Source organism: Microvirga sp. CF3016 (assembly GCF_036314085.1).
Lineage (GTDB): Bacteria > Pseudomonadota > Alphaproteobacteria > Rhizobiales > Beijerinckiaceae > Microvirga.
On sequence record NZ_JAYGGM010000019.1, the window covers coordinates 1 to 25,657 of the forward strand.

A 25,657-nucleotide genomic window follows, 5' to 3' on the forward strand; every position below is an offset into this window, starting at 1 on the left:
AGGTCGATATTCTCACAGCGATTGTTGCCAATCGCCCGCAAGGACACCGCCGCCTACGCTTCTCTTCCCTCTCAACAATGTCAAAGAACAACACATCTTGCGATGCGACCGATAAAAACAGACCTCCACAGAACAGCCTTTGTTCCCGACCGAAGTCGGGCCCAACAGCCCGGTTTCTGAGGAAGATCTGGGCGCCGTTCGCGTCAGCGGCGGCGTCGATGGGCGGTATATAGGCCGAAGCCCTTGGGCCTGTCAACGTGCTTCGTGAAAGTTTTTTGACAAGGGCTCAATTTCCAGGCTCCTGCCGGCTGGTCGCACAGGTTTTTTCGCTCCCGCCTCACTGCCGACACAGTGCGGCACGAAGCAGAGCCGCGGCGGGCGTCTCTTCCCCGAACCTCTTCCCTTGGGGAGTTGGCGCGCGGCGCGCAAGCTTGTCTATTAGTCTGTGCGGTTGTCGTCTCTTGTGCTAGATGGCCTCTGGCATCTGTGACAGCAACCCACCCGCATCGATACCAGACAGAAGTCATGACCTCTCCTCCCCCCGACGACAACCGTGCCAAGGGTTTCCGCAAGGAAGCCCTGCACCTGTCGTCCGGCATCGACCTCGGGCACGAGCCGCCGCTCAACACCAGCGGCCATGCAGCCCCCGAGGTCGACAAATGGGAGGTGAACCTGCGCTGGCTCGGCGCGAGCGTCCTGACCGGCGTCACCGGCGCGGTCCTGATCGGCGCCTCCATCTATATCGCCCTTGAAGGTGCCACGACCTCGGCCCTTCCTCCCGAACGGGCGGCTCTCAACGGCCGGGCTCCATCCGGTGCCGACGAGGAGCGGAGCTCGAACGTGGCCCGCAAGGCCAACCGGCTCAATATGACGGAACAGACGTCCTCCGCGCGGCAGAGCTTCAAGGCCCCGATGACGATCCGCAACGGCGAGCGCGAGGCTATCAAGGTCCGCAACTTCGTGCGCGTCGCCACGAACCTCTCCCTGACCGCCGGCACCTATGCGTCCGACATCCCGCCCTTCAATCCCCTGCGCCTGTTCGCCGAGGGAATGGACGAGCAGCGCATCGAACCGACGCCGGAGATCGCCGATGCCGATGTGTCGGTGCTCAGGCGCGACCTTGCCATGGTGGCCATCGCGGCGAGCGCCCCCTCCCTGACGGACAATGACGTGCTTGCGATCCTGGAGGAGGAGCGGCGCGTCTTCAACGAGGCGGGGCGCCGGACCTCCGTGCCGATCCCGGCCCAGCAGATGCTGTCGCGCACCCTGCGGCAGCCGGACGGGCTGGGCGATGCCCTGGGCTATGCCCGCGTCGTCGACGCACCCTTCAGCACGATCGAGGTTCGGGTCGTGCCCGAGAACGTGACCGAACTTCCAAAAGTCGAACAGAAGGCCATGGCGCCCCTCGTCGAGGAGCGCGATGTGATCCTCAAAAAGGGCGAAACCCTCGCGACTGTCCTGCGCAGCTATGGGGGAACCCCTGAACAGATCGCCGCGATCACCTCGGCTCTGGCGGCTCGAATCAAGGTCGAGGGCCTGACCGAAGGTCAGAGGCTGCGCATTCTCATCGCACCCGGCCCCCGCCTCGGCGACCCCCGGCAGATCGTGCGGGTGATCACGTTCGGGGAACGAGGCATCGAGGGCATTGCCGCCACCAACGATCGCGGCGTCTTCGTTTCCGTGACACCGCCCTCCGACGAGACGAGCCGGCAGGTTGCCGAAGCCTCGGAGGAAGAGGAGGAGGATGACGCGCGCGGCGGCGTGCGGCTCTACGAGAGCCTCTACGAGACGGCTCTCAAGAACGAGCTGCCGCGCCAGACGGTGGCCGAGCTGGTGCGGATCTTCGGCTACGACGTCGATTTTCAGCGCCGGGTCTCGCCAGGCGATTCCTTCGAGATCTTCTATGGCTCGGATGACGAGAACGGCACGCCGGAGGTTCTCTACGCCGCCCTTACCGTGGGCGGGGAGGCGCGTCGCGTCTATCGCTACCAGGGCGAGGACGGCACCGTCGACTTCTTCGACGAGGCGGGCCGCTCCCTCAAGAAGTTCCTGATCCGCAAGCCCATCGCGGACGGGATTCTGCGCTCGGGCTTCGGCTCGCGCTTCCACCCGATCCTCGGCTATTCGCGTCCCCATACCGGCGTGGATTGGGCCAACCGGGTCGGCACCCCCATCATCGCCGCGGGCAACGGCACGGTGATCAAAGCCGAGTGGGATTCAGGCTATGGCCGCAGGGTCGAGCTTCAGCATACGAACGGCTATGTGACGGCCTATTCCCACATGTCCAGCTTCGCCAAGGGCATCGCGCCCGGCAAAAGGATCCAGCAGGGCCAGGTGATCGGCTATGTGGGCAATTCCGGCCTCTCGACCGGTCCTCACCTCCATTACGAGGTGATCATCAACGGCAGCTTCGTCGATCCTCTGAAGATCCGCCTACCGCGCGGAAAGGAGCTCGAGGGCCGCGGGCTGGTGGACTTCAAGCGCCAGCGCGAACAGGTCGACGAGCTGATGTCCCACAGCGTCGCCTCCACGGCACTCTCCCAACGGGCGGAGTTGCGATAGGCCTCATGCTCGAGCTTCTCGCGATTGTGCTGCCGGTCTTCGGCTTGATCGGTATCGGCTATGTCGCGCGCCAAACAGGATTGATTTCCGAGCGGGCCGGCGAAGGCCTGTCGGAATTCGTCTTCACCCTGTCCCTGCCCTGCCTGATCTTCCGTACCCTCGTGCGCGCCGAGATCCCGGACGTCCAGCCTTGGGGTTACTGGATCTCCTATTTCGTCGGCGTCGGCGTGGTCTGGTTTCTGGCCACCGGGATCGGCCGGCGCTTCTTCGGGGTCAAGGGCATCTCAGGGGTCGTCGCCGGTTTCTCGGCCGGTCAGGCGAACACGGTCTTCGTGGGCGTCCCGATGATCCTCAAGGCCTATGGGGACGAGGGCGCCGTGCCTCTCTTTCTCCTGATCGCAGTTCACCTTCCGGTCACGATGACCCTTGCGACGATCCTGGCCGAGGGGCGTCGGGCCTCGCCTGTCGTCGTCCTGCGCCGTCTCTTCACTCACCCCATCGTCGTTGGGATCCTGGCGGGCTCCGCCTGCCGCCCCATTGCCTCATATGTACCGGTTCCGGCTTGGCAGATCATGGATCTCCTGGCGAGCGCGGCGGTCCCCTGCGCCCTCATCTCCATGGGCATCGCCTTGCGCCGTTACGGCCTGCAGACGGGCTGGCGGCTGCCGGCCGCGATCTCGTTCCTCAAGCTCGTGCTGCATCCCCTGATCGTGCTGGTGCTTGCCACGCAGGTCTTCGCCATGCCGCCGGTCTGGGCCGGTGTCGCGGTGCTTTTCGCCTCCTGTCCCTCCGGCATCAACGCCTATCTCTTTGCCGAGCGGTACGGGGAAGGCGTGGCTCTCGCCTCCAGCGCCATCACCCTGTCGACCTTCCTCGCCTTGGGCACGACGCTCGTCTGGCTCTATGTGCTGGGCGTGGGCTGAGGTTCGAATCCGAGCCGTTGCCATATCACCTGCGGCGTCACCCCCTCAACGCGCAGCTCGGCCAGGGGCCGCGACTGGCGGCTCTTGGCCAGCTTATCACCGGTAGGATCGAGCACGAGCCCATGGTGGTGATAAAGGGGCGTCGGAAGCTCCAGCAGGCCCTGGAGCAGCACGTGGAGATCGGTTGCAGCTTCGAGATCCTGGCCGCGGACCACGTGGGTGACGCCCTGGAGGGCATCGTCCATCACGACGGAGAGATGATAGCTCGTCGGAATCTCCTTGCGCACGATCACCGCATCGCCCCAGCGCCATGGGTCCGCCGTGACGGCTTCCTCGCGGCCGTCACGGTCGAGGCGCCGAAAAGCATGCGGCCCCGGCAGGAGCCTTCGCACGGCCGCCTTATCAAGGCGCCAGGCATGGGGCTCGCCGGCAGCGATACGGCTTTCGGCCCCATCGGGGAGTATGGCCCGGCAGGTGCCCGGATAGAGCGGTGCCCCGTCCGGGTCGCGGGGCCAGTCCTGGCCGCCCTCCGCCTCCAGGCAGGCAATGGTCTGCGCGATGTCCTTGCGGGTGCAGAAGCACGGATAGACCACTCCCCTTCCCTTCAACCTGAGGAAGGCGGCACGGTAATCGGCGAAGTGTTCCGACTGCCGGCGCACGGGTTTCTCCCAGACCAGGCCGAGCCAAGCGAGATCGTCATAGATGGCGGCCTCGAATTCAGGTCTGCACCGTGTGATATCGATATCCTCGATCCGCAGGAGGAAGCGGCCGCCGAAGCGGCGGGCGAAATTGGCGTTGAGCAGGGCGGAATAGGCATGGCCCAGATGAAGCCGCCCGTTGGGGCTGGGAGCGAATCGAAAGACCGGCTTCGTCACGGGAGCCCGCAAGACAAGAAGGAACGTGAAGGAATGGCCACCCTCCTCGAAACGGACGCAGTTCTCAAGAGGGGTCTGAGCGAGCTGGCCCTGGCGGATCCCGTGATGGCGAAGCTGGTCGCGAGCGGGGTCACGCCGCAATTGCGCAAGCGCCCGCCGGGTTTCGAGGGCCTCGCATGGATCGTTGTCGGCCAGCAGGTTTCCACCGCCAGCGCCACGGCCATCTGGAGCCGCCTGCGGCAGATCCTCGAACCTCCGACACCGGACGTTCTTCTCGGGCTCACCGACGAGAGCCTCCGGGGAGCCAGGCTCTCCGCCGGAAAGATCAGGACCCTGCGTGCCTTGGCGACGGAGGTCATCGAAGGCAGGCTCCCCCTCGACGAGTTGCACAACCGTCCGGCCGAAGAGGCCCACGCTCTCCTCACCCGGGTGAAGGGGATCGGCCCCTGGACCGCCGACATCTACCTGCTCTTCTGTCTCGGGCATCCCGATGCCTTTCCAAGCGGGGATCTGGCCGTGCAGGAGGCCGCCCGCAGCGCCTATGGGCTGGAGCAGCGGCCGGACGCCAAGACCTTGACTGCTTTGGCCGAGACATGGCGGCCCTGGCGGGGCGTCGCGGCCAAGATGCTTTGGGCCTATTACCGCGTGATCAAGTCCCGGGAGGGCGCACCCATATGACGGCTCCTATCGATGGCCCACGCCTGGCTCCCAAATCCGGGACGGCCAGGCAACTCGTCGTTCTCCTTCACGGCCTCGGCGCCGATGGGAACGATCTGATCGAGCTTGGAGCGCAATGGCGCGACTTGCTGCCGGATGCCGCCTTCGCGGCCCCGCACGCTCCCGATCCCTGCAGCAACGTGCCCATGGGGCGCGAGTGGTTTCCCCTGACCCTGACCGATCCGCGGGAATTCTGGCGCGGCGTAGCCTATGCGGCTCCTGGACTCGACGCATTCCTGAACCAGGAGCTTGCCCGCTATTCCCTACCCCCTTCGAAGCTTGCTCTCGTCGGCTTCAGCCAAGGTGCCATGATGGCGCTTCATGTCGGCTTGCGCCGGGAGGACGCCCCGGCGGCCATCATCGGCTATTCGGGCCTTGTGGTCGTCGAGGATGGTAAAGATCCTGAGAGTCTCAAGGCGGCCGCACGATCAAAGCCGCCGATCCTGCTGGTCCACGGGGACCGGGACGATGTGGTTCCGGTCGAGATGTTCTTCATATCAAAGGACATCCTGGGCGTCGCTGAGATCCCTTGCCAATGGCACCTCTCGGCCGGCCTTGGCCATGGGATCGACGAGGAAGGGCTCAGGCAGGGCGGCCTGTTTCTGTCTCAAGCCTTTGGCCTCCCCCCTGAGAGGATTTAGGCCCGCGCCGCCGCCAAGGCAGCATGAGCACCGGCTCTCAGCATGGAGATGTCATTACCGATGGACACCATATGGAAGCCCTTGGCGGACAGTTCCGCCGCACGCGCACCCGATACGGCATAGATCGCCGCGACCTTGCCCGCAGCCTTGGCCCGGGAAAGGGCATGATCCAGGGCCTTCTCAACCTCGGCGCCGGTGGGGTTGAGGCCCTTTCCTCCGGACAGGGCGATCGACAGGTCCGAGGGACCGATGAAGATGCCGTCGATCCCGGGCACCGCCAGGATATCGTCGATGATGGCGAGAGCCTCGCGGGTCTCCACCATGGCGAAGGAGACGGTCAGGTCGTTGGCCCGCTGCAGATACTCGCCTGCCTCCATCCCCGAGAGGGAAAGCGCCCCATAGGCTCCCCAGCTGCGCTCGCCCACGGGGGGAAATTTCATGAAGCTGGCAAAGCGCCTTGCCTCATCGATGGTGTTGATCATGGGAGCGATCACGCCTGTCACCCCTGCATCGAGGTAACGCGACGCGGAGGCGAAATCCCCGACCGGAATGCGGACCAAGGCCGGCTTTCCCGCGGCGGCGATCAAAGGCACTGCCTGGACCGCGGCGGCAAAGTCCATGGAGCCGTGCTGCAGGTCCAGGACGACGGCATCGAAGGCCTCGCGGGCCAGGATCCCGGCCACGGAGGGATCCGGCAGGCCGCACCAGGCCGTCACAACAGGAGAGCCGGCTTTCAGCCGTTCAGGCAAGGTTGGTTGGATCGGCATGATGCCCCTTTTGTCGACCGTTCTTCGGCGCTCGCCGCAACCGCAGCGGCAGGAGAGGCCTTAGCGCCCCGCTTTGATCTCTTCGACGGCCTGGGCCATCAGCTGGACGAGCTTGGACTTGAGGGAGGTCTCGTCGACCGGCTGGCCAGCGGCGTCGAGATCGTCATGGGCCTTGCGGATCACATCCGCATCGCCGGGCTCATGGAAATCGGCCAGGACGATGCTCTTGGCATAGGCTTCCGCCTCGGCGCCGGACTTGCCCAAGCGCTCGGCCACCCAGAAGCCCAGGAGCTTGTTGCGGCGCGCGGTCGCCTTGAAGCGGAGTTCCTCATCAAGGGCGAACTGCTTCTCGAAGGCATCCTCACGCTCGTTGAATAGGGTCATGGGCCTTGTCCTCCCTGGCTTTCCTTATGCGATATAAGGGCGCACTCGCGCTGGGGCCAGGCGCTCCCCATCTTTCCCATATGCTTTCACTAGGTTGCAGGATCGCAGCCTGTCTCCCCGCGTTGTGCTTGCCCCAGGGATCGGATAGGTTGCCCTCAAGCGGAGCGCCGGTGAAAAGCCGCGCGTCACGCCAGCCGCGGATCTAAAAAAATGACCATCCCTAGGAGCCACGGCAAATGGATTTTCTCAAACCACGGTACACGCCTATGAATCGTCGCCGTCGCATCTATGAGGGCAAGGCGAAGGTCCTCTATGAGGGCCCGGAACCCGGAACGCTCATCCAGCACTTCAAGGATGACGCGACCGCCTTCAATGCCAAGAAGCATGAAGTGATCGACGGCAAGGGCGTGCTCAACAACCGGATCTCGGAATACCTCTTCCAGCATCTGAACGATATCGGCATTCCGACCCACTTCATCCGCCGCCTGAACATGCGCGAGCAGCTGATTCGCGAGGTGGAGATCATTCCCCTCGAGGTGGTGGTGCGGAACGTGGCGGCCGGCTCGCTGGCCACCCGTCTGGGCATCGAGGAGGGCACGCAGCTGCCCCGCTCGATCATCGAATTCTATTACAAGAACGATGCCCTCAACGATCCCATGGTCTCGGAGGAGCACATCACCGCCTTCGGCTGGGCCTCGCCCCAGGAGATCGACGACATCATGGCGCTCGCCATCCGGGTCAATGACTTCCTGTCCGGCCTCTTCCTCGGCGTCGGCATCCGCCTCGTCGACTTCAAGCTGGAGACGGGCCGCCTCTGGGAGGGCGAGATGATGCGCATCGTCGTGGCCGACGAGATCTCCCCGGATTCCTGCCGTCTGTGGGACATCAAGTCCAAGGACAAGCTCGACAAGGACCGCTTCCGCAGGGACATGGGCGGGCTGGTCGAGGCCTATTCCGAGGTCGCCCGCCGCCTCGGGATCCTGGCCGAGAACGAGAACCCGGTCACAGGCGGCCCACGCCTCGTGCAGTGAGGCCTCGACCCGTTCCAATGTGCGAAAACCCGGCCATCGTGCCGGGTTTTTCTTGGCATCGGCAGCCATTTCCCTTCCGGCTCATTTCGAGCATAAATTACGCCATGCCTTTCCGCCTGTTGCGTTTCAGCCTTCCGATCCTGGCCCTCGCCCTGTCCGTCGCCAACTGCGGCTATATTCCCCGTCAGGTTGCCGGCCTCCCGTCGGACCGGCCCTGGGATGCCCTGCCCCTGCGCAAATGGCTGGCCGAGGATCGGGCCGAACCCGTGGCTCTGGCCTTCTGCGCCCCGCCCGAATGCGGGCCGGGCCTCATGGTCGGCGTCGTCCGCCTGACGGGCAAGGATGCGGACATCACGGACGCTCTCTTGAAGGACCCGGAGCGTCTGGCCCGGGCGCTGCGCTCTCCTGCGGGCCGGGACAAGCCCATCAAGACCCGAATTTCGGTCGAGCGCCTCAGGGATGCCCCTTATCCCGGCTTTACCATTGATCTCGCCCCGGCCGATGGAGGCAAGAAGCCAGCCTATGGGGCTGCCCTCGGAAAGCGTTCCGGACAAGATCTCGAGCTCGTCCTGGTGATCGGCGAAGTGCCGGAAATTGTGCGTGAAACGGCCAAGGAGGTCGCTGCCCGAGAATTAGGCTCCTGAGCCCGTTGTCTCTTGCGGCTAAATTCTTTATGGCCTTGGCCAAATCTTAACAGCCCGAGGCCCCCATGAAAGCGCGTGTCACCGTGACCCTCAAGAACGGCGTTCTCGACCCCCAAGGCAAGGCCATCGAAGGTGCCCTCAAGTCGCTCGGTGTCGAGGGAATCGACGGCGTGCGCCAGGGCAAGGTCTTCGACATCGAGCTCGGAACCACCGACAAGTCCAAGGCCGAAGCTGCCCTCAAGGCGGCCTGCGAGAAGCTGCTCGCCAACACCGTCATCGAGAATTACCGCGTCGAGATCGCGTGAGGCTTCCATGAAATCCGCCGTCATCGTCTTCCCCGGCTCCAATCGCGAAGGCGATGTGCTGCGGGCGCTCAAATCGGCCGGCTCCCAAGTGGAGAAGGTCTGGCATGCCGAGACCGAACTGCCCAAGGGGACCGATCTCGTGGTCCTGCCGGGCGGCTTCTCCTACGGCGACTATCTTCGCTGCGGGGCGATTGCCGGTCGCGCGACCGTGATGGATGCGGTGCGTGCTCATGCGGCGCGGGGCGGTCTCGTGCTCGGCATCTGCAACGGCTTCCAGATCCTGTGCGAATCCGGGCTTCTTCCCGGCATCCTGATGCGCAACGCGAACCTCAAGTTCATCTGCCACCGGCAGTTCCTGCGGGTCGAGCGCAACGACACCGCCTTCACACGGACTTACGCCAAGGGCCAGGCCATCGATGTCTGCGTCGCCCATGGCGAGGGCAACTACACGGCCGACGAGGAGACCCTGAAGCGGCTCGAAGGCGAAGGGCTGGTGGCCTTCCGCTATTCCGACGCCCACGGCCACATCACCCAGGACGCCAACCGCAATGGCTCCATGAACGCGATTGCAGGCATCTATTCGGACAAGCTCAACGTGCTCGGCATGATGCCCCACCCGGAAAACCTGATCGAGGACCTCGTGGGCGGCACCGACGGGCGCGGCCTCTTCGAGAGCCTCGTGTCGTCCTTCCCTCGCGCTGCCTGATTTCTCCAGATTACGAGACCCCGATGATCCGCAACGACGTCGCCATCACCCCGGAGCTGGTCAAGGAGCACGGGCTTAAACCCGATGAATATGAGCGCTTCGTGAACCTGATCGGCCGCGAGCCGACCATCACGGAGCTCGGCATCGTATCGGCCATGTGGAACGAGCACTGCTCGTACAAATCCTCCCGCATTCACCTGCGCGGCCTGCCCACCAAGGCGCCCTGGGTGATCCAGGGACCGGGCGAGAACGCGGGCGTGATCGATATCGGCGACGGCCTGGCCTGCATCTTCAAGATGGAGAGCCACAACCACCCGTCCTTCATCGAGCCCTACCAGGGCGCGGCGACGGGCGTCGGCGGAATCCTGCGCGACGTGTTCACCATGGGCGCACGCCCCATCGCATCGCTCAATTTCCTGCGCTTCGGCGAGCCTGATCATCCCAAGACCCCTCACCTGGTCTCGGGCGTGGTCGCGGGCATCGGCGGCTACGGCAATTCCTTCGGCGTGCCCACCGTCGGCGGCAGCGTAGGCTTCGACAAGCGCTACAACGGCAACATCCTTGTCAACGCCATGGCGGTGGGCCTCGCCCGCACCGACGAGATCTTCTACGCCAAGGCCACCGGCGTCGGGAACCCGATCGTCTATCTCGGCTCCAAGACCGGCCGCGACGGCATCCACGGCGCCACCATGGCGTCTGCGGAATTCGACGATGCATCGGACGAGAAGCGCCCCACCGTGCAGGTGGGCGACCCCTTCGCCGAGAAGCTGCTGCTCGAAGCCTGCCTCGAGCTCATGAAGTCCGGCGCAGTGATCGCCATTCAGGACATGGGCGCGGCCGGCCTCACCAGCTCCGCGGTCGAGATGGGTGCCAAGGGCAATCTCGGAATCGAGCTCGACCTCGACAAGGTGCCCTGCCGCGAGGAGGGGATGACGGCTTACGAGATGATGCTCTCGGAGAGCCAGGAGCGCATGCTCATGGTGCTCAAGCCCGGCATGGAGAAAGAGGCCGAGGCCATCTTCCACAAATGGGGCCTGGACTTCGCAGTCATCGGCAAGACCACCGATACCCTGCGCTTCGTGATCAAGCACCAGGGCGAGGTGAAGGCCGATCTGCCGATTAAGGAACTGGGCGACGAGGCTCCGCTCTATGACCGTCCATGGGCGGAGAGCCCCAAGCAGCCGGTGATTGCGCCCGAGAGCGTACAGGCCCCCATGTCCGAGGCGGAAGCGCTCCTGAAGCTCGTCGGCTCGCCGGACCAGTGCTCCAAGCGCTGGGTCTGGGAGCAGTACGATCATCTGATCCTCGGCAACACGGTCCAGACCCCGGGGGGCGATGCCGCCATCGTGCGCGTCGAGGACGGGCCAAGGGGCCTGGCGCTCACCACGGATGTGACGCCGCGCTACTGCGAGGCCGACCCGTTCGAGGGCGGCAAGCAGGCGGTGGCTGAAGCTTGGCGCAACATCACGGCCGTCGGCGGCCTGCCTCTGGCGATCACCGACAACCTCAACTTCGCCAGTCCCGAGCGGCCCGAGGCCATGGGCCAGTTCGTCGGCTGCGTCCGGGGTATCGGCGAGGCCTGCAAGGCGCTCGATTTCCCGGTCGTCTCCGGCAACGTCTCCCTCTACAACGAGACCAACGGCCAAGGCATCCTGCCGACCCCGGCGATCGGCGGCGTCGGCCTGCTCGACGACGTGACGGTCAACGCCTCCATCGCCTTCAAGCGCGAGGGCGAGGCCATCATCCTCATCGGTGCCACGCAAGGCTGGCTCGGCCAGTCGATCTACCTGCGCGACATCTGCGGCCGGGAGGAAGGCGCTCCGCCGCCGGTCGATCTTGTTCAGGAGAAGCGCAACGGCGACTTCGTGCGTCAGCTCATTCGCTCCGGCCAGGCAACGACCGTCCATGACGTCTCGGACGGTGGCATCGCGCTGGCTCTCGCCGAGATGGCCATGGCAGGGAACGTGGGCGCCGAGATCACGGCCTACCCCGAGGGTTTCCCGCTCCATGCCTTCCTGTTCGGCGAGGACCAGGCCCGCTACCTGATCGCGGTCGACGAGGACGTGGCCGCCGACATCCTCTACGAGGCCGGTGCCATCGGCATTCCGGCCGTGACGCTGGGTATCACCGGAGGCGACGCGTTGATTCTGCCCGGCCGGCAGGCCATATCCGTCAAGCAATTGAAGGCCGCGCACGAAGCCTGGCTGCCGGAATACATGACCGGTAAGTCGTGAGGAGTTTGATCCATGCCAATGAATGCCCATGATATCGAGAGCATGATCAAAGCCGCGCTGCCCGACGCGGTGGTCGAGATCAAGGATTTGGCCGGCGACGGCGATCACTATGCCGCCACCGTCACCTCCTCGGCCTTTAAGGGGAAGTCACGGGTCCAGCAGCACCAGATGGTCTATGCAGCGCTGCAAGGACGCATGGGGGGCGTGCTTCATGCCCTTGCATTGACGACCGTGGCACCCGACAATTGAGACACGAACCCGGCGCCTTGACCGCCGCGGAACAGGAGACCTCCATGGCTGACGCCAACCAGATCATCGACAATGAAGTGAAGTCCAACGACGTCGTGCTGTTCATGAAGGGCACGCCGCAATTCCCCATGTGCGGGTTCTCGGGCCAGGTGGTCCAGATCCTCAACTACCTCGGCGTCCCCTACAAGGGCGTGAACGTGCTCGAGGACGAAACCATCCGCCAGGGCATCAAGGAATATTCCAACTGGCCGACCATTCCTCAGCTCTACGTGAAGGGCGAGTTCATCGGCGGCTGCGACATCACTCGCGAGATGTTCCAGGCCGGCGAGCTGCAGCAGCTCTTCACCGACAAGGGGATCCCGGTTCAGCAGAACGCCTGAGGGAGCTTCTCCTGATGCGATCGAGACGGGGCCTGGCCCCGCCTTTTCTTTTGCGGCACCGGCTTCCGGCTCCCGATTAGGGGCGACAAATGTCGCATTCCTTAAACGGCTCAGTTTCCTGCACAATGAACTGTGCTGAACTCAACAGAAAAGCCGCTCAATACAAAATAACAAGGAGCGGTGAGAAGGGGCTGTTCCATGATCGAACCCGAGACGAATGTCGTCGCCTTCAAGCCACGCAAGGCCGTGGCTCATCATCCCAAGAGCCTGATGGAGCGCATCTACGCCGCCGGCTCGCTCTCCGTCCGGGCGGATGATCGGGCCACCAAGATGGCCGCCACGATGCTGCAGACCCTAGGTTTCCTGGTCATCGAGGAGATTCTGGCCGACGGCACGCCGCGCCGGCTCCAGCGCGGCGAAGCCCGGCAGGCTATGGACCGTCCCTGGCGGCTCTTGAAGCCGGCCTTTTCCGGCACGGTCGGCGTTCCCGACGGCGGCGGGGCGTTTCCGGCCTAAGACCGGCCCAGAGCCGCCTTCATGAAGGTAAAGGCATCGGGCGAGGCCCAATCGGCCGGCCCCTTGAGCAGGGCGATCTCGCAGCCCGAAGAATCGACCACGAAGGTGGTCGGCAACCCGACCACATGGCCGGATTTCTGTAGCACCTGCAGCAGCTTGGCCTCAGGATCCGCATAGTAGGCCAGGTTCTTGATGCCGTTCTCCTGCAGCCAGGCTTTCGGCTTCTCGGGGTTGCGGGTGTCCACATTGATGGCCACGACCTGGAAATCGGGGCCGCCCAGTTCCGCCTGGAGCCGGTCGAGCGCCGGCATCTCCTCGCGGCAGGGCACGCACCAGGTCGCCCAGAGATTGACCAGGATCGCCCTGCCCTTGAAGTCCGACAGGCTCATCGGCTGGCCTTCCGGGCCTGTGAAAGCGATGACCGGCGGCGGCTTCGGCGCATGGCTCACCCCCACGGCCGCCACCTCGCCCTTGGCGAGCGGCTTCAGGCGCTCCGCCGTCGGCATGGAGGCCCGGCATTCGGCAACGCCAGCCATCATGGGATTGCGCGACGACAATCCGTACCAGACGGCGCCTGCTCCCGGGAGGACGAGAGCCGCAAGGCCCATCAACCAGACTTTTCGGAATTTCACTGCGTTCGACATGGCCCGTGATGTGGCGCTTTTCAGAGCAGGCCTCAAGTGTCGAATGCGCAAGCGCGGCTGCTCGTCCTATCACGAAGACGTTGGCCGCAGAGCCTGGTGCAATCCGCACCTTGCCTCTCGCTTCCGGCAAGGCTTGCCGCTATGGTGCGGCCACGTTTCGGAGTTCTCTATGTCGTCCAGCCTGACCTTCCCTCGCACCGTCCTGGTTTGCGGCCTTCTCGTCCTCGGTCTGACCGCCTGCGGCCGTCGCGGCGCGCTCGAGCCGCCGCCGGACGCCTCGGCTCAGGCCGCCGAGACCCAGACGCAGGCTCCGACGAGCGACGCGACCCTGCCCTCCCCGGTCGGCACCCCGCGCTCCCAGGCGAGCCGGGGCTACACGATTCCGAACAAGCCGTTTATTCTCGATCCGCTGCTTTAGGCCTTTCGATGCACCACTTTGCCTATCGTGACGGCGTCCTCCACGCGGAGGGCGTCGATCTGCGCCGCCTCGCGGACGAGGTCGGAACGCCGTTCTATTGCTATTCCTCGGCCACCCTGGAGCGACATTATCGGGTCTTCGCCGAGGCCTTCACTGACACGGACGCCCTCGTCTGCTACGCCATGAAGGCCAATTCCAATCAGGCCGTGCTCAGGACGCTCGGGCGCCTCGGGGCCGGCATGGACATCGTGTCCGAGGGCGAGCTGCGCCGTGCGCTGGCAGCCGGCGTGCCAGGCGAGCGCATCGTGTTCTCCGGGGTCGGCAAGACGAAAGCCGAAATGGCCTTCGCTCTCGAGAGCGGCATCCTCTGCTTCAACGTGGAATCGGAGCCCGAGCTCGAGGCGCTCTCCGAGGTGGCTTCCTCCAAGGGCCTGCAGGCGCCCGTGTCGATCCGGATCAATCCGGACGTGGACGCCAAGACTCACGCCAAGATTTCGACCGGCAAGTCCGAGAACAAGTTCGGCATCCCGATCGCCCGTGCCCGCGAGGTCTATGCCCGGGCGGCGGCGCTCAAGGGGATCGCGGTCACCGGCGTCGACATGCATATCGGCAGCCAGATCACGGATCTTGCCCCTTACGACAATGCGACCGCCCTTCTGGCCGAACTCGCCCGCGACCTGATGGCCGACGGGCACCGGCTGCATCACATCGATCTCGGCGGCGGCCTCGGCGTGCCCTATCGCGAGGACAACGAGCCTCCGCCCGACCCGCAGGCCTATGCGGCGATCATCAAGCGCCACACCAAGGATCTGGGCCTCAAGCTCGTGTTCGAGATGGGCCGCATGATCGCCGGCAATGCGGGCGTGCTCGTCGCCCGGGTGATCTACGTGAAGCAGGGCGCCGACAAGTCCTTCGTGATCGTGGACGCGGCAATGAACGATCTCATCCGCCCGACGCTCTATGAGGCCCATCACGACATCAGGCCGGTCGTCGAAGCCTCTTCCGATGCCCCGCGCATGGTCGCCGACGTGGTCGGCCCCGTCTGCGAGACGGGCGATTATCTCGCCCTCTCCCGGGACATGCCGGCCGTCAGGGCCGGAGATCTCATCGCCATCATGACGGCCGGTGCCTATGGGGCGGTTCAGGCCAACACCTACAACACGCGGCTCCTCGTGCCCGAGGTGCTCGTCCGCGGCGAGGAGCACGCGGTCGTGCGCCCGCGTCCGCCCTATGAGGAGCTGATCGGGCTCGATCGGGTTCCGGGCTGGCTGGACTGAAAACCACCGCGCAGTCGCCAGAGCATTCTGCGAAAGCCGGTAATCCCCTCGAGCCATGCCCCGCTCGAAGGATTGAGCATCGAAAGGATCCCGAAAGCTCTCGCCGCCTGCAGATCCGATGCCCGAGCGCAAGCTCGAGCATTGTCGGCCGGTCACCTCTTCTTGAAGCTCCGCGCGCAATTGACCGCTGGTCATCCGGGGCATGCGTGCTAGCTTTTCCTTAGGGGGCATCTGCACAAGTCGTGCAGCGGGAGATGTTTGGCATGAGCGAAGGCCCGAACCCGACGCCTGGGCGCAGCCACCTGAACCAGCGGTTCGGGCGTCTGGTCGCCCATGCGCGCTGGTCCCTCTGGTGGGAGGAGGCCTGGCCCCGGCTCTGGCTGCCCTTCGCCATCGTTCTTCTGTTTCTGACCCTCTCCTGGCTCGGCCTGTGGCTCGACGCCTCGCCCCTGTGGCGCACGATCGGCCTCGGCCTGTTCGCGGTCGCCTTTCTCCTGTCGCTCTGGCCCCTCATGCGCCTGCGCATGCCCAGCCGGACCCGCGCCCTCGACCGGCTCGACCGAGAAACGGGTCTCACCCATGGTCCCGCCCGCGTCCTTGACGATACCCTGGCCCTGGGGTCGACGGATCCGGGCACCAAGGCCCTCTGGGCGCTCCATCGCAAGCGCGCGGAGGACGCCGTCAGCCGCATGCGCGTGGGTCTGCCGCAGCCCGATATGGCCAGGCGCGACCGCTATGCGGTGCGCGCCGCAGGGCTTCTCGCCCTGGTGACGAGCGCATTCATCGCCGGGCCCGAGATCGGCTCGCGGCTCGCCGCGGCCTTCGACTGGCGCCAGGCCCAAACCGCTTCCCCGTCCTTCCGCATCGACGGATGGATCGATCCGCCCCTCTATACCCGCTCGCCGCCGCTCATGATCGACCTGGCGCGGGGGCAGAGCTTACGCGCGCCGATCCATTCCACGGTCGTCGTCCGGATTGCCGGCGAGGGCAGCGCCGAGGTCAAGCCTGGCAAGGGCCTGACGTCTCTGCCGCCCAAAGCCAATCAGCGCGCCGACATGCGCGAGGAACGCTACACGCTGGACGGATCGAGCGAGCTGACGGTCAGAACGGGCTTCGCCCACAGCGTGACCCTCACCATCGAGGCGATCCCCGATCGGCTGCCCGAAATCGCCTTCACCATGCCGCCCGAGGTGAACGCGCGCGGCACCTTCACCTTGAGCTACAAGGGCAAGGACGATTACGGCATCGCGTCCCTCGAAGGCGTCGTGGAGAAGGCCGACAACAGCAAGGGCCGCTCTCTCGTGCCTGCTCCGCAGCTCACGCTCGCCCTCCCGAGCCACGATGAGAACGCCCCGGACACCAAGTCCCCGGTCGATCTCACCAACCATGCCTGGGCCGGAGCCCCGGTGACGATCCGGCTCAAGGCCAAGGACGAGGCCGGCCAGGAAGCTTCGAGCGAGGCCATCACCTTCACCCTGCCGCAGCGGCCCTTCACCAATCCCCTCGCCAAGGCGCTCGTGGAGCAGCGGCGCAATCTCGTGCTCGCCCCGGACGACCGCAAGCGCGTGCAGGTGGCCCTCGACGCGCTGCTGATCGCGCCTGAGGAATACACCCCGCAATGGGGCGTGTTCATGGGGCTGCGGGCCAGTGCGGAGCGCCTGCGCGTCGCCAGGACCGATCAGGACCTGCTCGATGTGGCCGAGTGGCTCTGGGCCATGGCGCTCCAGATCGAGGACGGCAACCTCTCCGACGCCGAGCGGGAATTGCGCGCCGCTCAGGAACGCCTGAAGGAGGCCATGGACCGGGGCGCCACGGATGATGAGATCCGGCGGCTCACGGACGAGCTGCGGCAGGCCATGGACAAGTTCCTGCGGGAATTCGCCCAGCGGATGCAGCAGAACCAGCAGTCGCAGGACCAGAACCAGCGCACGCCTCCAGAGCGGATGATCTCGCAGGACGACCTCAACCGCATGCTGCGTCAGATGGAGGAGGCCATGCGCCGCGGCGACGTGGCCGAGGCCCAGCGTCTCCTCGAGCAATTGCGCAACATCCTCGAGAACCTGCAGACCGCCCAGCCCAACAGCCGCATGACCGACCCGCTCGGCCGCGAGATGAACCAAGCCATGCAGGACCTGGAGGACATGGCGCGCGAGCAGCAGAACCTGCGCGACGAGACGTTCCGGGACGGCCAGAACCGGCGCATGCAGCAGGGCGACCGCAACGGACAGCGCCAGCAGGGGCAGCGTCAGGGCCAACGGCAGCAGGGACAGCGCCAGCAGGGTCAGCAAGGCCAGCAGGGCGAAGGCCAGGAGCAGGCCGAGAATGGCCAGGGAGGCCAGGAGCAGGATCCCCTGGGCCTGAGGCAGAGGCAGCAGGCCCTGCGGGAAAAGCTGGAGGAACTGCAGCGGCGGATGCAGGGTATGGGCATGCAGGGCGAGCAGGGCCTCGGCGAAGCCGAGCAGGCCATGCGGGACGCCGAAGGCGCCCTAGGCCAGGGCCAGGACGGTCCGGCGGTCGATGCGCAAGGCAGGGCGCTCGAGAATCTGCGGCGCGGCATGCAGGGCATGGCTCAGCAGATGCAACAGATGCAGCAGGGCGACGGCCAGGGGAACGAACAGGCCGGCGATCAGCCGGGCCAGGGCAACCCGCAGGGCAATCAGCAGGCCGGTCAGCGCGACAACGATCCTCTGGGCCGCCCCATGCGGAACCGGGACTATTCCGACGGCCGCGTCGAGGTGCCCAGTGCCAGCCAGTCTCCTGCGCAGCGCGCGCAGCGGATCTTGGAGGAATTGCGGCGCAAGCTGGGCGATCCCAGCCGGCCGCAGGAGGAGCTCGATTACTTCGAGCGCCTGCTGCGCAGGAATTAGCTCTAGGGTGCACCGGCCTCTTGCCTCCCCGAAAGGTTCGGGCCACGGTCGCCCGAACCTTTCGATGGAATCAGAATGACGAGTTTTGCCGATTTGCTGGTGCCGATTGCAGTGGTGGCTGTCGCCTTCGTTCTGCTTTTAGGCCTGATCAACATGCTCCGCGGCGGAAGCCCCAATCGGTCGCAACATCTCATGCGACTGCGTGTCCTGCTGCAGTTTCTCGCGATCGTCGTGATCATGGGCGTCATCTGGTGGCGCGCTGCCTGACGTTTGGACACGCGGGAAAACCGCGTCCATTGTCCACATTGTGGAGCGGGCATCTCCGTATTGACACTTTCTCGCCACGGTTTGTATTAAGAGAACGTTAGCCATAACGGCATAGCCTCATGGCATAGATATTTATTGATTTACGGATCTCTTAATGCGCATCAGTCCAGCCATAGGCATGAGCCTTCTGGTCCTCTTCGTGGGATCGACAGGTGTCCTAGGCTCCGACTTCAAGCGGCAAACGAGTTCCTCCCAGGCCCCGATCCAACCAAGCTTCCTGTCGGAATTCCGTTTTGGTCTCTCCGCTCAGGATCCGTGGGGCCCGGAAGGACGCGACGGCTCCGCCAATCTCACCGGCGAAATTCTTTTTGCAAAGCCGTTTACCGCTTCGGACCTTTTCACCAGCTATTTCATTCCCAGGCCGCATGTGGGCGGCAGCGTGAACGTTGATGGCCGGACGAGCTTCGCCTATGCGGGTCTCTCCTGGACGATCGATGTGACCCCGGACATCTTCGTCGAGGGCAGTTTCGGCGGTGCCGTTCACAACGGCAAGGATACGTCACATCCCCTCTCTGACCGTCGCGATATCGGCTGCTCGCCGCTGTTTCGCGAATCCGGCTCGGTGGGCGTGCGGCTTTCCGCCAACTGGAGCGTGATGGCGACGATCGAGCATCTGTCCGATGGAGGAACCTGCTCGGACGAGAATAGAGGCTTGACGAATGTGGGCGCGCGGGTTGGGTATTCGTTCTAACTGAATCCCAACCTTCGGGCTTTTCATGGTCGTCCTCAACCGCATCTACACCCGCACCGGCGACAAGGGCACCACGGCATTGGCCGCCGGCGGACGGCGGCCGAAATACGATCTGCGCATCGAGGCTTATGGCACGGTCGACGAAACCAATGCCTGCATCGGCCTGGTTCGTCTTCACACGTCCGGTCAGGAGATCGACGCGATGCTCGGCCGCATCCAGAACGACCTGTTCGATCTGGGGGCCGATCTGGCGACGGTCGAGACGGACAAACCCCTTCCCTACGAGCCCCTGCGCATCACGCAGGGACAGGTCGACCGCCTCGAGCAAGAGATCGACAGGCTTAATGCGGAACTGTCGGTTCTGCGCTCCTTCGTCCTTCCGGGCGGCACGCCTGCCGCAGCCGCACTTCATCTCGCCCGCACGGTCTGCCGCCGCGCGGAACGCCATGTGGTCGAGCTGATGGAAAGGCCGGACGAGAAGGTCTCTCCGGAATCCGTGAAATACCTGAACCGCCTCTCGGATTTTCTCTTCGTCGCATCCCGTTACGTCAACGACAAGGGTGCGCTCGACGTGCTATGGGTGCCAGGACAGAACCGCTGAAGGAGCGGCCTCATGTTTCTGCCGCTTCATGACGGCGTTCCGCTCAAGAACATGAAAACACCCCTCGCGACGCGGTTCCTGATCGGCGTCTGCATCGTCGCCTATCTTTTCACCTTCTATGGGCCTCTCGGCGAGGACGCAGTGGTGGGCGGTCTCGGCTTCATTCCATCGGTCCTGTTCGGCACGGAAGTGCTCCCCGAGGGCTATCCCTTCGTCCCCGTCGAGCTGACCCCGGCCACCAACATCTTCCTGCATGGCTCGCTGTTCCACCTCATCGGCAACATGCTGTTCCTCTGGGTGTTCGGCGACAACGTGGAGGATGCCATGGGGCATCTCCGCTTCATCCTGTTCTTTCTGCTCTGCGGAACGGCTGCGAGCCTGGCCCATGCCTTCATCACCACGGAACCGCACCGCCCGCTGATCGGAGCCTCCGGCGGCGTATCGGGCGTGGTGGCGGCCTATCTCATCCTCTATCCGCGCGTGAAGATCTGGGGCCTGTTCCTGAAGGGCATTCCCCTGCACCTTCCCGCCTATTGGACCATCGGTTTCTGGTTCGTCCTTCAGTTCGCTTCGGCTTTCCTTGGCGGGGACGAAAGCGTGGGCTGGTTTGCCCATCTTGGCGGCTTCGTCGTCGGCGCTATTCTCATCCCCATCATGCGCCGTCGCTACGATCCCGTGCTCGCCCGCGTCCAGGCGCAGGAACTGCAGGCGCCGCGTTGACAATCGGGTTTCGACCATTACGGTCCATCCGCCTTTTTCCTATATGTCCGGAGGGTTGGTTTTCGGCCATATCCGGATCCGATCTTTGGTGAGGACAGACGAATGAAGCTTCTTGTGTGTGTGAAGCGGGTTGTGGACTACAACGTGAAGATCCGGGTGAAGCCGGACGGGTCGGGCGTGGAACTGGCCAACATCAAGATGTCCATGAACCCCTTCGACGAGATCGCCGTCGAGGAGGCCGTGCGCCTGAAGGAGCAGGGCAAAGCCACCGAGATCGTCGCCGTCTCCATCGGCCCGCAGCAGGCGGGCGAGACCATCCGCACCGCCCTCGCCATGGGGGCCGACCGCGGCATCCTGGTCAAGACCGATGCAGCGGTCGAGCCGCTCGCCGTCGCCAAGATCCTGGCCAAGGTGGTGGAGCAGGAGAAGCCCGATCTCGTCATCATGGGCAAGCAGGCCATCGACGACGATTCCAACCAGACCGGCCAGATGCTCGCCGCCCTGCTGGGCTGGCCACAGGGCACGTTTGCGTTCAAGGTCAACGTGGGCGAGGGCTCCATCGACGTGACCCGCGAGGTCGACGGTGGCCTGCAGACGGTCGGCCTGAAGCTCCCGGCCATCGTCACCACGGACCTGCGCCTCAACGAGCCGCGCTATGCGAGCCTGCCCAACATCATGAAGGCCAAGAAGAAGCCCCTCGACGAGACGAGCCCTGAGACGCTCGGCGTGGACGTGTCCCCGCGCCTGAAGGTGATCAAGACCGCCGAGCCCGGCGGCCGCAAGGCGGGCGTGAAGGTCGGCTCGGTGGCCGAACTCGTCCAGAAGCTCAAAGTCGAAGCCGGCGTGCTCTGAGAAGGACTTTAGAACAATGACCACCTTGCTGATTGCCGAGCACGACAACGCTCACCTGAAGGACGCCACCCACAAGGCGCTCTCCGCTGCCAAAGCCCTAGGCGCTCCCGTCCATGTACTGGTCGCCGGCTCCAACGCCCGCGCCGCCGCAGACGCTGCCACCAGGCTCGAGGGCGTCGAGAAGGTGCTGCTGGCCGACGCTTCGGCTTACGAGCACCAGCTCGCGGAGCCGACCGCGGCGCTCATCGTGTCGCTCGCCGGTTCCTATGATGCCCTGATGGCGCCCGCCACCAGCAAGGGCAAGAACATCATGCCCCGCGTGGCGGCGCTGCTCGACGTCATGCAGGTCTCCGACATCACCAAGGTGGTGTCGCCAGACACCTTCGAGCGGCCGATCTATGCCGGCAACGCGATCCAGACCGTGCAGGCGACCGACCCCAAGAAGGTGATCACCGTGCGCACCGCCGCCTTCCCGGCGGCTGGCGAAGGCGGCTCTGCCCAAGTCGAGACTGTCGGCCCTGCCGACGATCCGGGGGTGTCGAGCTTCAAGGGCGAGGAGATCGCCCAGAACGATCGGCCCGAGCTGACCTCGGCCCGGATCATCATCTCGGGCGGACGCTCGCTCGGTTCGGCGGACGCTTTCAAGCAGTACATCGAGCCGATCGCCGACACGCTCGGCGCCGCCATGGGCGCGTCGCGGGCCGCGGTGGATGCGGGCTATGCCCCCAACGACTGGCAGGTGGGCCAGACCGGCAAGGTCGTCGCTCCCGACCTCTACATCGCGGTGGGCATTTCAGGCGCCATTCAGCACCTGGCCGGCATGAAGGACTCCAAGGTGATCGTGGCGATCAACAAGGACGAGGAGGCTCCGATCTTCCAGGTGGCGGATTACGGCCTCGTCGGCGATCTCTTCCAGATCCTTCCGGAACTGAAGGAGGAGTTGACCAAAGCCGGTCAATAAGGTCAGGAATAGTGACGGACCGGGCGGGTCTCCGCCCGGCCGCTTTCGACGATTGAAGGCAGGCGGCAGATCAGATGGGCATTGAGATCAAAACGGTTGGCGTTGTGGGCGCCGGACAGATGGGCAGCGGCATTGCCCATGTCTGCTCGCTCGCGGGATTTAGCGTCCGGCTCAACGATCTCTCGGAAGATCGGATCAATGCCGGCTTGGCCACGATCAACGGCAACATGGCGCGTCAGGTCGCCAAGGGCGCCATCTCCGATGCCGATCGGCAGGCGGCGCTCGAGCGGATCAAGGCGGCGCGCACCTATGACGATCTGTCCGCCTGCGACCTCGTCATCGAGGCCGCGACCGAGAACGAGGAGGTGAAGCGCAAGATCTTCACCAATCTCAGCCCGTCGCTGCGCCCCGACGCGATGCTTGCCACCAACACCTCGTCGATTTCGATCACGCGCCTCGCCGCCTCCACCGACCGGCCGGAGCGGTTCATCGGCATCCACTTCATGAACCCGGTACCGGTGATGCAGCTCGTCGAGCTGATCCGCGGCATCGCCACCGAGGACCCGACCTACGAATCCGCCAAGGAATTCATCGGCCGGCTCGGCAAGACCTCGACGGTCTCCGAGGATTTCCCGGCCTTCATCGTCAACCGCATCCTGCTGCCCATGATCAACGAGGCGATCTACACCCTCTACGAGGGCGTGGGCTCCGTGGAGGCCATCGATACGGCCATGCGGCTCGGCGCCAACCACCCGATGGGCCCGCTCCAGCTCGCCGATTTCATCGGCCTCGATACATGCCTCTCGATCATGCAGGTCCTGCACGAAGGCTTGGCCGATTCCAAGTACCGCCCCTGCCCCCTTCTCGTGAAATACGTGGAGGCCGGCTGGCTCGGACGGAAGACGAAGCGCGGCTTCTACGATTACCGCGGCGAGAAGCCGGTTCCGACCCGCTGACGGCTCACATCGGCCCCTTGAACGCGTCCGTAAAGAAATAGGGCCCGAAGCTCCACAGCCCGGCCCAGAGCATGGCCCCCAGGGCGTTCGCCACGACGAAATGGGGCCAGGGCATCCCGGTCGAGCCGGCGATGAGACCATTGAGCTGGCGCAGCACGACGACGAAACGCGCCGTGAGAACCATGAAGAATCCCTTGGTTTTCGCTGTTCTCTCGAGCTTGGACAGGCGCTCTGGCGTGAGCTTCACCACCGATCCGAACCTGTTCAGAAGCGGCCGCCCCCCGAACCGGCCGATCAGGTAGCCGGTGCTGTCGCCGAGGACCGCCCCGATCCAGGCGGCCAGAAAGACGTGACCGATCGCGAGATCGCCCCGGGTGGCCAGGAGTGACGCCGCGATCAGGGCGCTCTCCCCGGGCAAGGGAGCCCCGAGCGACTCGAAGTAAAGAACGACGAGAAGAGCCCAGACGCCATAGGTCACAATAGCCGGTTCGATCCAGGCCAAGCCTTGCTGAAGAAGGTTCATCGAAACACCCAAGTCGCTGGAAGTCGGCCGTGACGTGTCCACATTGCACTTCCTGTGGGTGCGTCACAAACGTCTGGCCCTGGATCTTCACAACAGTGTCATGCTGCCTATAGTCTACTGGGACGGGATACGACTCTTCTCTTACCTGAAGAGGAGGTGAGGTGACGATACACGTCCAACCTGTTGTGCGACCGGAGGCCTGCCCGGCCCTCGTTCTCAATGCCGATTACCGGCCATTGAGCTATTACCCCTTGTCCATCTGGTGTTGGCAGGATGCGATCAAGGCGGTGTTCCTGGACAGGGTCAACATCGTCTCGGAATATGACAAGGTCGTGCGAAGTCCGACCTTCGAGATCCGCCTTCCCTCGGTCATATCCCTGAAAACCTACGTCAAACCCTCACGTCACCCGGCCTTCACCCGCTTCAACGTCTTCCTGCGCGACCGCTTCAGCTGCCAATATTGCGGAGACCGCGAAGACCTCACCTTCGATCATGTGATTCCCCGGTCCAAGGGCGGGCAAACCACTTGGGAAAACGTCGTCGCCGCCTGCGCGCCCTGCAACCTCAAGAAGGGGGACAAGCTGCCCCGCGAGGTGGAAATGTGGCCCCGGCAGAGCCCCTTCGCCCCGACCGTCCACGACCTTCATTCCAACGGCCGCCTCTTCCCGCCCAACTATCTCCACGACAGCTGGATGGACTATCTCTACTGGGACAGCGAACTGGAGCCTTAAAGCCCTTCCCCGGCTCTGTCCCTGGCCAGCCCCTTGCCGATGGGCAACCCGGTCAAGTCAGACGTCCCCGGGCCGCGACGGGCAATTCGCCGACGATGGTATCCCCCCGAACGGCGACCAATCGATCCACCATGTTCACCACCACGCAAACGTGGTTCGGCACGATGCGCACCACATCGCCGATATCGGGACGATCGTTGCAGGCGGACAGATCGAGAAATCCGTGCTCCTCGGCAAAGCGTGCGATCTTGGCCTGCGGATGCTCGAGGATGAGGCCGTGCCCCTCAAGGCCGCCGGTGTCGTACGTCAAGGTCTTCGAACCGGAATCGAGAATCCCCCGCTCGGGGCCGGCGCGACTGACCACCGTCGCGTAGACCGTGAGCGCACAATCCTCCAGCTGCGCGACGCCGGCCGCCAGCATCATGCGGTCGTTGAACACTGAGGTTCCGGCCCGGTGCTCGGTTACACCCCTGATCTTGCCGAGATGGACCAGATTGGGCGTGCCCCCCGACGAGACGATCCGCGGCTCAAGTCCGAGTTCCCGGACGCCGGCATTGGCAGCATCGAGGAAGGCCTGCGTCTCTGCGACCGCGTTCTCCGGCGGATAAAGCATGAAACCTGCAAACGAGAGCCCCGGGCGGGATGCGATCTCCCGGGCCAGCGCCACGGCCTCCGCCACGGTCTCGACCCCGGCCCGCCTGCGGCCGGTATCGCATTCCACCACCACATCGAGGTCGCGTCCTGCAATGGCGGCGGCCTGCGGCAGGCCGGCGACGACGACCGGATTGTCGGCCGCCACGGTGACCTTCGCCCGCGACAGCAACCGGCCGAGACGGGTCAGCTTCTCCTCGCCCAGGATGTTGTAGGCGATGAGAATGTCGTCATGGCCGTTCTCCGCCATGATTTCGGCTTCGCCGAGCTTCTGGCAGGTGATGCCGCGGGCCCCCGCATCGCGCTGCATTGCGGCGATGACCGGGCTCTTGTGAGTCTTGATATGCGGGCGATTGGCGATGCCGGCCGCATCGCACAGGCCCTGCACCCGGGCGATGTTGCGCTCGACCACGTCGAGATCGATCACCACGGCGGGGGTCCCGAACTGCCGCGCGACCTCGTCCTTGAGAGACTGGATACTCATGAAACGTCCCGAGCCTATTC

General features: G+C 64.7%; 29 protein-coding genes. 23 read left to right on the forward strand and 6 right to left on the reverse strand.

Annotation, left to right across the window (positions count from 1 at the left end; all coding sequences use genetic code 11):
* Positions 1-525 precede the first annotated feature (525 nt).
* Both VB672_RS22040 and VB672_RS22045 read left to right on the forward strand, forming a co-directional pair.
* The gene (locus VB672_RS22040) at positions 526-2,562 is read left to right on the forward strand and encodes a M23 family metallopeptidase (protein ID WP_329786348.1); all 2,037 of its coding nucleotides are present in this window, start codon (positions 526-528) and stop codon (positions 2,560-2,562) included.
* Between the two features lie 5 nt (positions 2,563-2,567).
* Positions 2,568-3,485, forward strand: a complete 918-nt coding sequence (locus VB672_RS22045; RefSeq protein WP_329786349.1) for an AEC family transporter — start codon at positions 2,568-2,570, stop codon at positions 3,483-3,485.
* On the opposite strand, the gene gluQRS is transcribed toward VB672_RS22045, so the two are convergent.
* The gene (gene gluQRS, locus VB672_RS22050) at positions 3,464-4,360 is read right to left on the reverse strand and encodes a tRNA glutamyl-Q(34) synthetase GluQRS (protein ID WP_329786350.1); all 897 of its coding nucleotides are present in this window, start codon (positions 4,358-4,360) and stop codon (positions 3,464-3,466) included. The genes VB672_RS22045 and gluQRS overlap by 22 nt on opposite strands.
* 33 nt (positions 4,361-4,393) lie before the next feature.
* Here gluQRS and VB672_RS22055 point away from each other — a divergent pair, with 33 nt between their 5' ends.
* Both VB672_RS22055 and VB672_RS22060 read left to right on the forward strand, forming a co-directional pair.
* Positions 4,394-5,038 carry a DNA-3-methyladenine glycosylase family protein gene (locus tag VB672_RS22055; protein ID WP_329786351.1) on the forward strand — a complete coding sequence of 215 codons (645 nt, stop codon included), beginning with the start codon at positions 4,394-4,396 and terminating at the stop codon, positions 5,036-5,038.
* Positions 5,035-5,718 carry an alpha/beta hydrolase gene (locus tag VB672_RS22060; RefSeq protein WP_329786352.1) on the forward strand — a complete coding sequence of 228 codons (684 nt, stop codon included), beginning with the start codon at positions 5,035-5,037 and terminating at the stop codon, positions 5,716-5,718. The genes VB672_RS22055 and VB672_RS22060 overlap by 4 nt, the downstream gene beginning before the upstream one ends.
* On the opposite strand, the gene VB672_RS22065 is transcribed toward VB672_RS22060, so the two are convergent.
* On the reverse strand, positions 5,715-6,485 hold the full coding sequence (locus VB672_RS22065) for an HpcH/HpaI aldolase family protein (RefSeq protein WP_329786353.1): 771 nt from the start codon (positions 6,483-6,485) through the stop codon (positions 5,715-5,717). The genes VB672_RS22060 and VB672_RS22065 overlap by 4 nt on opposite strands.
* 60 nt (positions 6,486-6,545) lie before the next feature.
* The gene (locus tag VB672_RS22070) at positions 6,546-6,869 is read right to left on the reverse strand and encodes a DUF1476 domain-containing protein (RefSeq protein ID WP_329786354.1); all 324 of its coding nucleotides are present in this window, start codon (positions 6,867-6,869) and stop codon (positions 6,546-6,548) included.
* A 236-nt stretch (positions 6,870-7,105) separates the two neighbouring features.
* On the opposite strand from VB672_RS22070, the gene purC reads away from it, so the two are divergent.
* The 8 genes from purC to VB672_RS22110 all read left to right on the forward strand — a co-directional run bounded on the left by purC (position 7,106) and on the right by VB672_RS22110 (position 12,934).
* Positions 7,106-7,900 carry a phosphoribosylaminoimidazolesuccinocarboxamide synthase gene (gene purC / locus VB672_RS22075; protein WP_036362043.1) on the forward strand — a complete coding sequence of 265 codons (795 nt, stop codon included), beginning with the start codon at positions 7,106-7,108 and terminating at the stop codon, positions 7,898-7,900.
* 104 nt (positions 7,901-8,004) lie between these two features.
* Entirely contained in the window at positions 8,005-8,544 is a 540-nt protein-coding gene (locus tag VB672_RS22080) for a hypothetical protein (protein WP_329786355.1), read from the forward strand.
* A 65-nt stretch (positions 8,545-8,609) separates the two neighbouring features.
* Positions 8,610-8,849, forward strand: coding sequence for a phosphoribosylformylglycinamidine synthase subunit PurS (purS, locus tag VB672_RS22085; RefSeq protein WP_152715714.1), 240 nt, complete (start codon positions 8,610-8,612; stop codon positions 8,847-8,849).
* Between the two features lie 7 nt (positions 8,850-8,856).
* Positions 8,857-9,555: a phosphoribosylformylglycinamidine synthase subunit PurQ gene (gene purQ, locus VB672_RS22090; protein ID WP_329786356.1), complete on the forward strand. Its 699-nt coding sequence runs from the start codon at positions 8,857-8,859 to the stop codon at positions 9,553-9,555.
* A gap of 23 nt (positions 9,556-9,578) precedes the next feature.
* A complete protein-coding gene (gene purL / locus VB672_RS22095; RefSeq protein ID WP_329786357.1) occupies positions 9,579-11,789 on the forward strand; it encodes a phosphoribosylformylglycinamidine synthase subunit PurL in 2,211 nt (736 codons plus the stop codon).
* Positions 11,790-11,801: 12 nt separating this feature from the next.
* Complete coding sequence (locus VB672_RS22100; protein ID WP_036362056.1) at positions 11,802-12,038, forward strand: BolA family protein; 237 nt, start codon at positions 11,802-11,804, stop codon at positions 12,036-12,038.
* Positions 12,039-12,082: 44 nt separating this feature from the next.
* Complete coding sequence (gene grxD, locus VB672_RS22105; RefSeq protein WP_329786358.1) at positions 12,083-12,418, forward strand: Grx4 family monothiol glutaredoxin; 336 nt, start codon at positions 12,083-12,085, stop codon at positions 12,416-12,418.
* 198 nt (positions 12,419-12,616) lie between these two features.
* Complete coding sequence (locus tag VB672_RS22110) at positions 12,617-12,934, forward strand: hypothetical protein (protein ID WP_329786359.1); 318 nt, start codon at positions 12,617-12,619, stop codon at positions 12,932-12,934.
* Here the strand turns inward: VB672_RS22110 and tlpA are convergent.
* On the reverse strand, positions 12,931-13,542 hold the full coding sequence (gene tlpA, locus VB672_RS22115) for a thiol:disulfide interchange protein TlpA (RefSeq protein WP_329786360.1): 612 nt from the start codon (positions 13,540-13,542) through the stop codon (positions 12,931-12,933). The two genes, VB672_RS22110 and tlpA, sit on opposite strands and share 4 nt — an antisense overlap.
* 205 nt (positions 13,543-13,747) lie before the next feature.
* Here tlpA and lptM point away from each other — a divergent pair, with 205 nt between their 5' ends.
* From lptM to VB672_RS22165, 10 genes are all read left to right on the forward strand, one after another.
* Positions 13,748-13,996, forward strand: a complete 249-nt coding sequence (lptM, locus tag VB672_RS22120; RefSeq protein ID WP_329786361.1) for an LPS translocon maturation chaperone LptM — start codon at positions 13,748-13,750, stop codon at positions 13,994-13,996.
* An 8-nt stretch (positions 13,997-14,004) separates the two neighbouring features.
* Positions 14,005-15,273, forward strand: a complete 1,269-nt coding sequence (gene lysA / locus VB672_RS22125) for a diaminopimelate decarboxylase (protein WP_329786362.1) — start codon at positions 14,005-14,007, stop codon at positions 15,271-15,273.
* Positions 15,274-15,536: 263 nt separating this feature from the next.
* Positions 15,537-18,140, forward strand: coding sequence for a TIGR02302 family protein (locus VB672_RS22130; RefSeq protein ID WP_329786363.1), 2,604 nt, complete (start codon positions 15,537-15,539; stop codon positions 18,138-18,140).
* A 75-nt stretch (positions 18,141-18,215) separates the two neighbouring features.
* On the forward strand, positions 18,216-18,407 hold the full coding sequence (locus tag VB672_RS22135; protein ID WP_329786364.1) for a twin transmembrane helix small protein: 192 nt from the start codon (positions 18,216-18,218) through the stop codon (positions 18,405-18,407).
* Positions 18,408-18,561: 154 nt separating this feature from the next.
* Complete coding sequence (locus VB672_RS22140) at positions 18,562-19,158, forward strand: acyloxyacyl hydrolase (RefSeq protein WP_329786365.1); 597 nt, start codon at positions 18,562-18,564, stop codon at positions 19,156-19,158.
* A gap of 25 nt (positions 19,159-19,183) precedes the next feature.
* Positions 19,184-19,759 (forward strand): cob(I)yrinic acid a,c-diamide adenosyltransferase, encoded by a 576-nt coding sequence (locus VB672_RS22145; protein ID WP_329786366.1) that lies wholly within the window; start codon positions 19,184-19,186, stop codon positions 19,757-19,759.
* Between the two features lie 12 nt (positions 19,760-19,771).
* Positions 19,772-20,479 (forward strand): rhomboid family intramembrane serine protease, encoded by a 708-nt coding sequence (locus VB672_RS22150; protein ID WP_329786367.1) that lies wholly within the window; start codon positions 19,772-19,774, stop codon positions 20,477-20,479.
* A gap of 102 nt (positions 20,480-20,581) precedes the next feature.
* Complete coding sequence (locus VB672_RS22155) at positions 20,582-21,331, forward strand: electron transfer flavoprotein subunit beta/FixA family protein (protein ID WP_329786368.1); 750 nt, start codon at positions 20,582-20,584, stop codon at positions 21,329-21,331.
* A gap of 16 nt (positions 21,332-21,347) precedes the next feature.
* On the forward strand, positions 21,348-22,292 hold the full coding sequence (locus tag VB672_RS22160; RefSeq protein ID WP_329786369.1) for an electron transfer flavoprotein subunit alpha/FixB family protein: 945 nt from the start codon (positions 21,348-21,350) through the stop codon (positions 22,290-22,292).
* Between the two features lie 74 nt (positions 22,293-22,366).
* Positions 22,367-23,248: a 3-hydroxybutyryl-CoA dehydrogenase gene (locus tag VB672_RS22165; RefSeq protein WP_329786370.1), complete on the forward strand. Its 882-nt coding sequence runs from the start codon at positions 22,367-22,369 to the stop codon at positions 23,246-23,248.
* A 4-nt stretch (positions 23,249-23,252) separates the two neighbouring features.
* Here the strand turns inward: VB672_RS22165 and VB672_RS22170 are convergent, their stop codons facing one another.
* The gene (locus VB672_RS22170) at positions 23,253-23,750 is read right to left on the reverse strand and encodes a DedA family protein (RefSeq protein ID WP_329786405.1); all 498 of its coding nucleotides are present in this window, start codon (positions 23,748-23,750) and stop codon (positions 23,253-23,255) included.
* Between the two features lie 182 nt (positions 23,751-23,932).
* Here VB672_RS22170 and VB672_RS22175 point away from each other — a divergent pair, with 182 nt between their 5' ends.
* Entirely contained in the window at positions 23,933-24,502 is a 570-nt protein-coding gene (locus VB672_RS22175; RefSeq protein ID WP_009763234.1) for an HNH endonuclease, read from the forward strand.
* A 52-nt stretch (positions 24,503-24,554) separates the two neighbouring features.
* Here VB672_RS22175 and VB672_RS22180 read toward each other — a convergent pair whose 3' ends face one another.
* A complete protein-coding gene (locus VB672_RS22180) occupies positions 24,555-25,637 on the reverse strand; it encodes a D-TA family PLP-dependent enzyme (RefSeq protein ID WP_329786371.1) in 1,083 nt (360 codons plus the stop codon).
* Between the last annotated feature and the right edge of the window lie 20 nt (positions 25,638-25,657).